The organism is Xanthomonas hortorum pv. pelargonii, from assembly GCF_024499015.1.
Taxonomy (GTDB): domain Bacteria; phylum Pseudomonadota; class Gammaproteobacteria; order Xanthomonadales; family Xanthomonadaceae; genus Xanthomonas; species Xanthomonas hortorum_B.
Map to the genome: position 1 here is coordinate 3602865 of NZ_CP098604.1, position 12226 is coordinate 3615090.

The following is a 12226-nucleotide window of genomic DNA, read 5'->3' on the forward strand; positions in this document are numbered from 1 at the left end:
GGCCAAGATGCTGGAGGCCTGCTTGCTTGACGCCGGGTTGCACACGTTCAGAAGGCATGGAACGCATCAAAGCAGGGGTACCAGCAGCAAAGCCACGATGTTGATGATCTTGATCAACGGATTGATCGCCGGCCCTGCGGTGTCCTTGTACGGGTCGCCTACCGTGTCGCCGGTGATCGCGGCCTTGTGGGCTTCGCTGCCCTTGCCGCCAAAGTGGCCGTCTTCGATGTACTTCTTGGCGTTGTCCCAGGCACCGCCGCCGGTGGTCATCGAGATCGCCAGGAACAGGCCGGTGACGATCGTGCCGATCAACAGCCCGCCCAGCGCACGTGGCCCGAGCAGCAGGCCGATCACGATCGGCACAACGACCGGCAACAGCGAAGGCATGATCATTTCGCGGATCGCCGAGCGGGTCAGCATGTCGACTGCGCGGTCGTATTGGGGTTTGGCAGTGCCGGCCATGATTCCCGGGATCTCGCGGAACTGGCGGCGCACTTCTTCCACCACCGCGCCTGCCGCACGCCCCACCGCTTCCATTGCCATCGCCGCGAACAGATAGGGGATCAACCCGCCGATCAACAAGCCGATGATCACCGTGTGGTCGGACAGATCGAAGGCGAACACTTCGCCAGGATTGGCCGCCTGCAGGTTGTGGGTGTAGTCGGCAAACAGCACCAAGGCGGCCAGCGCCGCCGAGCCGATCGCATAGCCCTTGGTCACCGCTTTGGTGGTGTTGCCCACCGCATCCAGCGGGTCGGTGATGTTGCGCACTTCCGGTGGCAGCTCGGCCATTTCGGCGATGCCGCCAGCGTTGTCGGTGATCGGCCCGTACGCATCCAGCGCGACGATCATGCCGGCCATCGACAACATCGCCGTCGCGGCGGTCGCAATGCCGTACAGCCCGCCGAAATAAAACGCACCCCAGATCGCCGCACACACCGCAATCACCGGCAGCGCAGTGGATTTCATCGAGATGCCAAGCCCGGCGATGATGTTGGTGCCATGGCCGGTGGTGCTCGCCGCTGCCACGTGCTGCACAGGCTTGTATTGGGTGCCGGTGTAGTACTCGGTGATCCAGACGATCAGGCCGGTGAGCACCAGGCCGATCAATGCGCACACATACAACGACGTCGCGCCATGGATGTTGTCGCGCATCAGCGTCTGGGTGATTGGCCAGTAGGCGAGTGCGGCCAGCACGCCTGAGACGATCACGCCTTTGTAGAGCGCGCCCATGATCGAGCCACCGGCTTTGACCTTGACGAAGCCCGCACCCACGATCGAGGCGATGATCGACACGCCACCGAGTACCAGCGGATACAGCACCGCATGCGGCCCGGTGTCGGCCAGCGTCAGACTGCCCAGCAACATCGTGGCGATCACGGTGACGGCATAGGTTTCGAACAGATCCGCCGCCATGCCTGCGCAGTCGCCGACGTTGTCGCCAACGTTGTCCGCGATGACCGCCGGATTGCGCGGGTCGTCCTCGGGAATGCCGGCTTCGACCTTGCCGACCAGATCCGCACCCACGTCCGCACCTTTGGTGAAGATGCCGCCACCCAGGCGCGCGAAAATCGAGATCAGCGAAGACCCGAATGCCAGCCCCACCAGTGCGTGGAGGTTTTGCTCCAGCGGCAGGCCCATCGCCTGCAGCACCGCGTAATAACCGGCCACGCCGAGCAATCCCAAACCCACCACCAGCATGCCGGTGATGGCGCCGCCGCGGAAGGCCACATCCATCGCCTTGCCGATACCATGTCGCGCGGCCTCGGCGGTGCGCACATTGGCGCGCACCGACACGCTCATGCCGATATAGCCGGCCAGCCCCGACAGCACCGCGCCGATCGCAAAACCCACCGCGGTGTACCAGCTCAGAAACAGCCCGACCAACACGAACAGCACGCCGCCTGCGATCGAGATGGTGAGGTACTGTCGATTGAGATAAGCGCGCGCCCCTTCCTGGATCGCGGCAGCGATCTCCTGCATGCGTGCGTTACCACTCGGCTGCGCGATCACCCAGCGTGCCGACACAATTCCATAGACGATTGCCAGGACCGCACAACCCAGTGCAAGCAGTAATCCGTAATGTTCCAGCATGACCCCTCCCAAGAGAATGGATGTCGTCCGGTCGGGACGAATCAAGGGCGATGCACGCAGCGAGTGGACTGGCGAATACGGACTCGACGGCCACAATGACCGTAACGCGCGTCGCGATGTTCATGTGGCCGGATCGCGGCCGAGTATGCGCCGCACCTTGTGAGGCCGCCACCACCACGGCTTTGGCACGTTGTTCAGTCGCGGCGTGACAGCCTGCGGCCCAACGTGATCGACCCGATCCAGGAGTGTGTATGTCGAACTATGCCGCGTCGAAGTCTGCCGTGACGATTGCAGCCTTGTTGTTCACCAGCTACGCGCTTGCTGCTGAGCCAACGCCGGAGTTGAAACAACGCGCTGCCGGCACCGCGCAAGCGGTCGGTGCCGTGCACACCTTGCGCCAGATTCCCGAAGCCTGCGCTCGCCTAGAAGGCGTGTTCACCGGTAACGCTGCGCAGCCATACACCTTCTCGGTCGTGCGTAGCAGCCCGACCTGCCAGCCACGCGCGCGCTTCGTGGATTTCGCCAAGGCCACGCCCAGCGTCGCATCGGGTTGGATCTTCAACGACGTGGTCCGCGTCCCGAGCGCCGCCTGCCCGGCGCAGCAGGCCGTGGTGCGCATCTGGCGCAAGCCGGTGGAGGCAAAGCCGCAACTCGATGGTCAAGGCCAGTCACGCATCTATCTGGAAGACGCCAAGCAACAGGCCGCCGCTGGAAAGATGCCGCAGGTGCCGATGTTTGCCGCGCAGATGACGGTGGAAGGCAAGGCTTGTCAGTAAACGAGCCATTTCGTTTCGTTTCGAGATATTAAAAACAGCGCACCCCGGCAATGTTGGGATGCGCTGTTTTGTCTTTTAGTCGGCTTCGAAAGCCGACGATGTAGCGCTGAAGTGATTGCACAATCAAGCGAGTTCTTGCTGCCAGGCTCCATTGGCGGAATCAGCGAGTCCACCGATGCCTTTTGCTCTCGGCTTTCTGCAACAGGATGCTGAGAAGGCTAGGACGGGTTGCGCATGCGGTCCTCTCGATGGAAGCGATGGATTCTTCCGCTTGGCAACACCTGAAACTCAGCCCTCCCAAGCCGGCAATTTCTTCGCCACCGCCACATTCTTCAAGGTCACATACTTCGGCAACCCATCGCTGCCGTAGGCCAGCGGCGCTTCGCCCTTGATCAGTGGGGCGAAATAGCGGCGGGCACGCTCGGTGATGCCGAAGCCGTCCTTGCGCAGGAAGCTGGGCGGCATCTTCTTTTCGTGGTTGGCCACCTTGTGCAGCGGGGCGGGCACGATCTTCCAGCGGTACGGTGCGTCGCTGACGCGTTCGATCACCGGGATCACCGCGTTCATGCCCTTGAGCGCGTATTGCACCGCGGCCTTGCCGACGGCCTGCGCCTGTTCCCAGTCGGTCTTGGAGGCGAGGTGGCGTGCGGAGCGTTGCAGGTAATCGGGCAGGGTCCAGTGCACCTTGTAGCCGAGCTCCTGCTTGACCTGCGCTGCGAGATACGAGGCCACGCCGCCGAGTTGCGCATGCCCGAACGAGTCGGTTGCGCCACCTGCGTCGGCGACGAAGCGGCCATGTGCGTCCTGGATGCCTTCGCTGGCGACCACCACGCACCAGCCAACCTTCTCGACGACCTGTTTCACCTTGGCCAGGAACACCGCCTGGTCGTAGGCGCGCTCGGGTAGCAGGATGATCTGCGGTGCATCGTCCGGACCTTGACCGGCCAGGCCTGCCGCAGCGGCGAGCCAACCGGCGTGGCGGCCCATCGCTTCGTAGATGAAGACCTTGGTGGAGGTGTCGGCCATCGCGGCGACATCCAGCGCGGCCTCGCGCACCGAGACCGCGGTGTATTTGGCTGCCGAGCCGAAGCCGGGGCAGGTGTCGGTCACCGCCAGATCGTTGTCGATGGTCTTGGGCACACCGATGCAGTGCAGCGGGTAGCCGTAGGCCTTGGCCAGTTGCGAGACTTTCCAGGCGGTATCGGCCGAGTCGTTGCCGCCGTTGTAGAGGAACCAGCGCACGTCGTGCGCACGCAGCACATCCAGCAGGCGCTCGTACTTGGCGCTGTCTTCTTCCAGCGACTTGAGCTTGTAGCGGCACGAGCCGAATGCGCCGCCGGGGGTCTGCGCCAGCGCGGCGATCGCGGCGGCGGATTCTTTCGAGGTGTCGATCAGCTCCTCGCGCAATGCGCCCAGGATGCCGTTGCGTGCGGCCAGTACCTTGATCTTGCGTGCGCGTGCTTCGGTGATCACACCGGCGGCGGTGGCGTTGATGACGGCGGTGACGCCGCCGGATTGGGCATACAACAAGTTGCCAGTGGTCATAGGGGACGGGCTCCTCAATGGGGGCATGGCGCAGGGGACAGTGCCGGGACATTCCCCGGATGCGGTAAGCTGCACGACCATACGGTCAGCGCTGGCGAAGACCTGAGTCTAACGCCGCCAACCGCAACGCGTTTTTATTCGAAAGTGGAGTCCACTGATGCGATTGGTTCTGTTGGGACCGCCCGGTTCGGGCAAGGGCACCCAGGCGACACGGCTCAAAGACACCTTTGAGATCCCGCATATTTCCACCGGCGATCTGCTGCGCGCCGAAGTGGCCGCTGGTTCACCGCTTGGCCTGAAGGCCAAGGAAGTGATGGCGCGTGGCGATCTGGTGTCCGACGAAATTCTGCTCGGCATGCTGGAGGCGCGGCTCGGCCAGGCCGATGTCGCCAAGGGGTTCATCCTCGACGGCTATCCGCGCAATGTGGCGCAGGCCAATGCGCTGGACGAATTGCTCGGCAAGATCGGTCAGCCGTTGGATGCAGTGGTGCAGTTGGACGTCGCCAGCGAGTTGCTGGTCGAGCGCATCGCTGGTCGTGCCAAGGCCGAGGGCCGCGAAGACGACAACCCCGAGTCGGTACGCAAGCGCCTGCAGGTCTATACCGATTCCACCGCACCGGTGATCGGCTTCTACGAGCAGCGCGGCAAGCTGGCGCGCGTGGATGGCGTGGGTTCGCTGGACGAAGTGCTCGAGCGCATCAGCAAGGCACTGGGCCGCTGAGTCGGCTGGGGCCGGGCGCGACGCCTGGCCCACGCACCTGGTTCACAAGGCCGCGCGCCATCAGGCTGCGCGGCTTTTTCGCATGTGCGATGCCGCAAAAAGAAAAACCCCGGCCGTACAAGACGGCCGGGGCGGAATAACGCCAGTGATGGGCTTGCTCAGAGCCCCGACAGCATGAGCCCCCTGGGGATTCTGGCCACTTGGGGAGTAGGACCAAAAGGGTGCTGCGACTGGCGTTCAGCATAGTGAGATATGTGACGAGGTTCGTATATCGGGAAATTCCCGACAGTACGGTAGGAGTTTCCTGACAGCGCCTTTGGCGATGGATCGGAATGTCCCGTAACTCCGGCGATCGGCGACAATGTGCGGCATGACCAAACTCCACATCCTCGGCATCGCCGGGACCTTCATGGGCGGTGTCGCCGCCCTTGCGCGCGAGCTGGGCTGGCCGGTAGAGGGCAGCGACCAGGCCATCTATCCGCCAATGTCCACGCAGCTGGAAACGCTCGGCATCGCGCTGGCGCAGGGGTACGCGCCGTCCAATATTTCGGCCGAGACCACCGATGTGGTCATTGGCAATGCCTTGTCGCGCGGCAACCCCGCCGTGGAAGCGGTGCTGGACGCGGGGCGTCGCTACACCTCCGGTGCGCAGTGGCTGGCCGAGCAGGTGCTACCGGGTCGCGATACGCTGGCGGTTGCCGGCACCCATGGCAAGACGACCACCACCACCATTTTGAGCTTTTTGCTTGAGGCGGCCGGGCGTGCGCCGGGCTTTTTGATCGGCGGGGTGGCCGAAGACTTCGGCGTGTCGGCGCGGTTGGGGCAGGGCCGCGAATTCGTGGTGGAAGCCGACGAGTACGACACTGCGTTCTTCGACAAGCGCAGCAAGTTCGTGCACTACCGGCCACTGGTGGCGATCCTCAATAACCTGGAATATGACCATGCGGACATCTTTGCCGACGTGGCGGCGATCCAGCGCCAGTTTCATCATCTGGTACGCACGGTACCGGCGCGCGGGCGGCTGATCGTCAACGGCGAAGATGCGCGCCTGGCCGAAGTGCTGGCGATGGGCTGCTGGACGCCTGTGGAGCGCTTCGGTTTCGATGCGGCGCTGGAGTGGAGCGCACGCTTGATCGCCGCCGATGGCAGCGTGTTTGCAGTGTTGCATCGCGGTGTGGAGATCGGCCAGGTGCACTGGCCGCTGGTCGGTCGGCATAACGTGCTCAACGGGTTGGCGGCGCTGGCCGCCGTGCATGCAGTGGGCATTGATCCGGCAACGGTGATGCCGGCGCTAGCGCGCTTCCAAAGCGTCAAACGGCGACTGGAAGTGCTGGGACAGGCACGCGACATCACTGTGTACGACGATTTTGCGCATCACCCCACCGCGATTGCGACCACGCTGCAGGGCTTGCGTGCGAAGGTCGGGGCGGCACGTGTGCTGGTGGCGATGGAGCCGCGCAGCAATTCGATGCGGCTGGGCGCGCATGCGCAGGCGTTGGCGCCATCGTTACAAGATGCCGATGCGGTGGTGTTTCTGCATCGGCCCGAATTGGCTTGGGATGCGACGCCGATCGTTGCGCAGGTGCGCGGTGATGCACATGTGGCGCACGACGTGGATGCATTGCTGCACACGCTGGGCGAGATTGCGCAGCCCGGCGACCATGTGGTGTTTATGTCCAATGGCGGCTTCGACGGCGCGCCGCGTCGCTTTCTGGCGCAGCTGTCCTGATGAACGAAATGACCACCACTGCCGACAGCAGCGCACTGCCGCTGTTTCCGCTGCACAACGTGCTGTTGCCGGGCGCTGCGATGGGTTTGCGCGTGTTCGAGCGCCGCTATCTGGACCTGGTGCGCGAGTGCGGCCGCACCGGCACCAGTTTCGGGGTGTGTCTGATTCTGGATGGCGCAGAAGTCGGCGTACCGGCGACACCGGCGGCGTTCGGCACCGAAGTGCGTATCGAGGATTTCGACGTTGGTGCCGACTGTGTGCTGGTACTGCGCTTGCGCGGCACGCGGCGCTTCCATGTGCAGCGTTCGCGCATCCGCGATAACGGACTTGTCGTGGGCGAGGTGAGTTGGTGCGAGCCTGACAACGATGACGAGCTGCGCCCCGAACACAGCCTGTTGGCCACCGTGCTCGAGCGCATGCTCGAACAGGTGGATGGCGAATTCGCATCTGCCGGGCCTGGCCTGCTCGATCAAGCGGCCTGGGTAGGGTGGCGGTTGGCCGAGTTGCTGCCGCTGACCGAACAACAACGTCTGTCGTTGTTGCAACAGGACGATCCGCATCGGCGCCTGGATCAATTGCTGGCGTGGATGCCATAACGCGGTGATGCTGGAGCGCGGGTGACCCATCACCGCGCTTGCACCGCTGCAGCGGCACACTCGCCACGCTTGAGTGCGCTGACGATGGCATCCATGAACTGGATGCGCGCAACGGCGTCACTCGTTATCGATCCATGGAGTGTGCCTTGATCATCGATGTCAAACCGCGTGTATCCGATGTATTCGACCAGGTCTGGCGGACCCTGGCGGTGTTGTTCGTCTGGGACGTGTTGATCACGATCATCTACTACGTGCTGCCGTTCCGCGCGCCTGCGTTGCCGTTGACCATCTTCGGTTCGGCGTTGGCGTTGTTTCTGGGGTTTCGTGCCAATTCGACCTACCAACGCTGGTGGGAAGGGCGCGTGCTGTGGGGCCAGATGATCAATGCATCGCGCAACCTGGTACGTCTGAGCATCAGCGTGTTGTCTGCGCCGGAAGCCGCAGCGCTGGGGCGCACGATCGCATTGCGCCAGATCGCGTACGTGCATGCGCTGCGCTGTCAGCTACGTCGTTTGCCAGTGGATGCGGTGCTGGAATCGCGGCTGGATGCCGATGAAGTGGCTTCGGTAATCACGCGTACCAATGTCGCCAATGGCCTGCTCGATAACACCGGGCGCAGCGTCGAGCAGGCGCGTCGCGATGGCTGGATCGACAGCATCCAGCAGGCCAGTGTCGAGCGCATTCTGGTGGACATCGCCAACGCACAAGGCGGTATGGAACGGCTGAAAAATACGCCGCTGCCGTATCAATATCGCTTCTATCCGAACCTGTTTACTCGGCTGTTCTGCGTGTTGCTGCCGATCGGCCTGGTGGAGACGCTGCAATACGCCACACCGGTGGGTTCGACCGTTGCGGGCTTGATGTTCTTGGCAGTGCTCAAGATCGGCGACGAGTTGGTCGATCCCTTCGCCAACACCATCCACGATCTGCCGCTGGACAGCATGTGCCGCACGGTGGAAATCGATGCGTTGCAGGCGATTGGCGAGCAGGCGCTGGAGCCGATGCAGCCGGTGGATGGTGTGCTGTGGTGAGTGCATCGCGCCCTTGACCAATGTGGCTTGTGCGCATCCACGGCGCTGAAGCGCAAGCTCTCAGGTAATCGAACGGTGCGGATGCGACGGTTGTGGAGCGGCTGGTCTGCGGCTTGGCTGCAGGGCCCTTGCCCGCCCACCATCGCGGGATACGCCGCAAGTACGTCCATGTAGGCTCTTACGCGGCATCCATGCCGCGTAAGGTCCCGCGACGGTGGGCCGGCAACGACCAGTGGAGATGGTTGGTGTGCATGGTTTTAAGCAAAGCAGACTGCGAGTCGATTGCAGAGCGGCTGATCTGCGGTTTGGCTGCAGGGCCCTTGCCCACCCACCATCGCGGGACACGCCGCAAGTACGTCCGTGTAGGCTCTTACGCGGCATCCATGCCGCGTAAGGTCCCGCGACGGTGGGCGGGCAAGGACCAGTCGGGATGGTCGGTGCGCATGGTGCAAGCAATGCATGACGGCCGTTGTCCGGATAACGGCGCGTTCGGTCATCTTCCCAACACAGGCCGAGCAATGGACAAGCTTTTAAGAAAGCAGCCGACTAACTTTCTGGTGCGGTGTCCTTACCGATTGCGGGACCGTGTGGCGGCATGGATGCCGCCACCGAGCCTCCATGGACGGATTTACGGCGTGTCCCGCGAGCGGTGAGGGCACCGCGCACTCGACCAACTAGGCTGTTGACCTAAACATTCGACTGCGTCCAAGTGACGCGAACCCGTTGCCGCCATCGATACAGCGTTCAAGACGTTTTATTAGCAGCTCTTATCTACAGGACTGCGCGTTCGCCAGCCGACCGCCGCTGCTGATCCCGATCGATCAACGACGCTGTTGTGACGGATCCGATGCAGTCGAATCGGACCCTGTGGTTTCCGTCTGTGGTGCGGCGTTGTCTTTGTCCTCTCGCCGCACCGCATTTCCGGAAGTGCTGTCGATCAAGATCACTGGTACCTGCGAGCGCCGACGCTGTTCGACGCGATGCGGCAATGGGCCGAGTGCTTCACGCAATGCGCTCAGCGCCGGGTCCACGCCACGCAGCGGATACCACAGCCCGATCAGGCTGAAATGACGGCTGTAGCGCAGCGTCTGGGTGCTGCCCACCCACAGTGGTTGCGCGTCTGGTTGCAGGCGAGCCGCTGCCGGCCACAGGCGCAGCACATGCACATGGCCGGGCGCGGCGTGACGCACCATCAACAGCGCTTCGACCTGCGTATCCAGCGTGGCCGGCAGGATCGGCACCTCGTCCGGGCGGCCGCTGACATCGAGCAGATGCAGCGCTTGCTCCCAACCGGCCTGTGGTTGCACCCGCCAGCCGCGTGCTTCGAGTTGGCGCTGCAGGGGTGCGAGCGGGCCGGCCAGTTGCACGTCCAGCGGCCAGCGCTGGTCGTCGTCGAATTCGTTGCGGCGCGCCGGTAGCAGGCGCCACTGGCCGTCCCACCAGTCGCTGGCCGGCAACTCCATCAGCAGCGGCGGCGGCGGTTCGAACTTGGCCAGCTTGGTTTCCAGATTGCGCGGGGCAAACACGATCGCGCAGGTCAGGAACACGCCGTAGAACATCCACGACACCGGCTTGACCCAGAACGCGCGCGTGGCGCGGCGGCGATAGGCGATGCCCAGCACCAGCAGCCAGAAAATGCCGAACAACATGCCGCCGACCACGTCGCTCAGCCAGTGCGCGCCCAGGTACAACCGTGCGAATCCAATGAGCGAGACGATTGCGCCGCTGACCAGGTACGGCCACACCCGCCGCCGGCCGGGCAGCTCGCGCGCGATCAGCAATGCGAAGAAGCCGAAGCCAATCGTGGCCATGGTGACCGCCACCGACGGGAACCCGAATCCGCTGCTGGCCGCAGGCGGGCGCACCACCTGCACGGTGGCGCCCAGCAACTGGGTCAACGCCAGGCCAAAGGCCAGCGCGATCACCCAATGCGCCACCGCCATCCAGCGTCGGCGCCAGGCCAGGTAGCCCATCGCTGCGGCGATCGCCGGCAGCAGCACCTGCCAGTCGCCCAGCGAGGCCAGCGCCACCATCGGGTAGTCGGCCAGCGGGTTGCGCAGCGCCAGCATCAGATCGTGCACGGCCAGGTCCACGCGCAGCGGCTCGCCAAGCGCCAGTACCACCATCAACAGCACGAACCAGCCCCAGCCCAGCAACAGCAGCATCAACGCCATCATCGCCAGCGGCACCGACTCGCGACGGCGCGGGTCGAACACGCCCACCGACCAGTTGCCCAGCACCGGATGCCGATGCGACCACTCCAGCAGCCGCGCAAGCAGCGCATCCAGATGGCCGGCCGACCAGCGATACGAGTACAGCACCACCGCCCAGGCCAGCCCGATCACCGCGACCAATAGCGTAACCACCACGAACAAACGCCCGGCCACTGCCGCAACCGCATCGTAAGCGGTGCCCAGCACCCAGCCCGGCACCAGAAACAGCAGCGCCCACGAGATGCAGGCCAGGCCGCTGGCAAACAGATAGCGCTTGAACGGCATGTGCGACATGCCGGCGATGGCCGGGACGAACGGCCGCACCGCGCCCACGTAGCGGGCGATCAGGATGCTCTTGAAGGCATTGCGCCGGAACAACAGCTCGCCGCGTTCGAGCAATTGCGGGTAGCGGCGAAACGGCCAATAGGTGTGCAGCTGGTGACCCCAGCGATGGCCCACCCAAAAGCTCAGCGCATCGCCGACGAAGGCGCCCAACGTGGCGCAGACCACCGCATACGGCCCGTTGATCTGGCCGAGCCCGATCAGCACGCCGATGGCGAACAGCAACGGCAGCGCCGGCACGATGGCGCCGAGCACGATCACCGCATCGCAAAATGCGATGGCAAAGATCACCACGCCAGCCAAGGTGGGGTGGTGTCCGATCCACTCCAGCGTGGCGTCGATCCATGAGTTCATTGCCGAATTATAGGTGGGCATGGCGACGAGGGGACTTGCGCCGTCATCACATCGGCCTGCCTGCTTCACCTCAGGTTGCGAGCGGGCAACGTTGCACGCTTGTGTGACACGCAGGCAACGCGCGCTGTGTGGCGAGGCGGACGGCCCGCCTACAATGCAGGGATGAGTGACGATCCCGCCGGCCATCTGCCGCTGAAGTCCGATACCTTCGGGCGCATCCTGTTGATCCGCGAAGGCGATCGCGTGTTCGTGCGGCGCGACCTGAGCGTAGCGCCGTGGTTGTTGCGCGGCGTGGCCTGGTGGTTGGCACGACGCGAAGCCTTGGCCTTGCGTCAGCTGGATGGCTTGCCGCGGACGCCACGGCTGCTGCGCTGGGATGGACGCCAGCTGGATCGCAGCTATCTGGCCGGCGATGCGATGTACCAGCGCCCGCCGCGCGGCGATCTTGCTTACTTCCGCACCGCACGCAAGTTGCTGCAGCAGCTGCATCGCTGCGGAGTGGCGCACAACGACCTGGCCAAGGAAGCCAACTGGCTGGTGCAGGACGACGGCAGCCCGGCGGTGATCGATTTCCAGCTCGCGGTGCGCGGCAATCCCCGTGCGCGCTGGATGCGTCTGCTTGCACGCGAGGATCTGCGCCATTTGCTCAAGCACAAGCGCATGTATTGCCCGGCCGCCATCACCCCGGTGGAACGCCGCGTGCTCAAGCGCACCTCCTGGGTCCGCGAGCTGTGGTTCGCCACTGGCAAACCGGTCTATCGCTTCGTGACCCGCCGCGTGTTGCATTGGGAAGACAACGAGGGGCAGGGGCCGAAGCCTTGAAGT

General features: G+C 64.1%; 9 protein-coding genes. 6 read left to right on the top strand and 3 right to left on the bottom strand.

Going from position 1 to position 12226, the window contains the following annotated elements:
* Positions 1–66 precede the first annotated feature (66 nt).
* Positions 67–2094, bottom strand: coding sequence for a sodium-translocating pyrophosphatase (locus NDY25_RS15580; RefSeq protein ID WP_168958278.1), 2028 nt, complete (start codon positions 2092–2094; stop codon positions 67–69).
* Between the two features lie 251 nt (positions 2095–2345).
* Here NDY25_RS15580 and NDY25_RS15585 point away from each other — a divergent pair, with 251 nt between their 5' ends.
* Complete coding sequence (locus NDY25_RS15585; protein ID WP_168958279.1) at positions 2346–2870, top strand: hypothetical protein; 525 nt, start codon at positions 2346–2348, stop codon at positions 2868–2870.
* Between the two features lie 288 nt (positions 2871–3158).
* On the opposite strand, the gene NDY25_RS15590 is transcribed toward NDY25_RS15585, so the two are convergent.
* Positions 3159–4415 carry a 6-phosphofructokinase gene (locus tag NDY25_RS15590; protein ID WP_168958280.1) on the bottom strand — a complete coding sequence of 419 codons (1257 nt, stop codon included), beginning with the start codon at positions 4413–4415 and terminating at the stop codon, positions 3159–3161.
* Between the two features lie 157 nt (positions 4416–4572).
* Between NDY25_RS15590 and NDY25_RS15595 the strand changes: the two genes are divergently transcribed.
* The 4 genes from NDY25_RS15595 to NDY25_RS15610 all read left to right on the top strand — a co-directional run bounded on the left by NDY25_RS15595 (position 4573) and on the right by NDY25_RS15610 (position 8492).
* Positions 4573–5136: an adenylate kinase gene (locus tag NDY25_RS15595; RefSeq protein WP_006451255.1), complete on the top strand. Its 564-nt coding sequence runs from the start codon at positions 4573–4575 to the stop codon at positions 5134–5136.
* A 361-nt stretch (positions 5137–5497) separates the two neighbouring features.
* Entirely contained in the window at positions 5498–6865 is a 1368-nt protein-coding gene (gene mpl, locus NDY25_RS15600) for a UDP-N-acetylmuramate:L-alanyl-gamma-D-glutamyl-meso-diaminopimelate ligase (protein WP_180336547.1), read from the top strand.
* Positions 6865–7461, top strand: a complete 597-nt coding sequence (locus tag NDY25_RS15605; RefSeq protein ID WP_168958282.1) for an LON peptidase substrate-binding domain-containing protein — start codon at positions 6865–6867, stop codon at positions 7459–7461. The genes mpl and NDY25_RS15605 overlap by 1 nt, the downstream gene beginning before the upstream one ends.
* 146 nt (positions 7462–7607) lie before the next feature.
* Entirely contained in the window at positions 7608–8492 is an 885-nt protein-coding gene (locus NDY25_RS15610; RefSeq protein ID WP_168958283.1) for a bestrophin family protein, read from the top strand.
* A gap of 821 nt (positions 8493–9313) precedes the next feature.
* Here the strand turns inward: NDY25_RS15610 and NDY25_RS15615 are convergent.
* Positions 9314–11401 carry a bifunctional DedA family/phosphatase PAP2 family protein gene (locus NDY25_RS15615; RefSeq protein WP_251755274.1) on the bottom strand — a complete coding sequence of 696 codons (2088 nt, stop codon included), beginning with the start codon at positions 11399–11401 and terminating at the stop codon, positions 9314–9316.
* Positions 11402–11563: 162 nt separating this feature from the next.
* On the opposite strand from NDY25_RS15615, the gene NDY25_RS15620 reads away from it, so the two are divergent.
* Positions 11564–12223 carry a serine/threonine-protein kinase gene (locus NDY25_RS15620; RefSeq protein WP_006448836.1) on the top strand — a complete coding sequence of 220 codons (660 nt, stop codon included), beginning with the start codon at positions 11564–11566 and terminating at the stop codon, positions 12221–12223.
* Positions 12224–12226 lie beyond the last annotated feature (3 nt).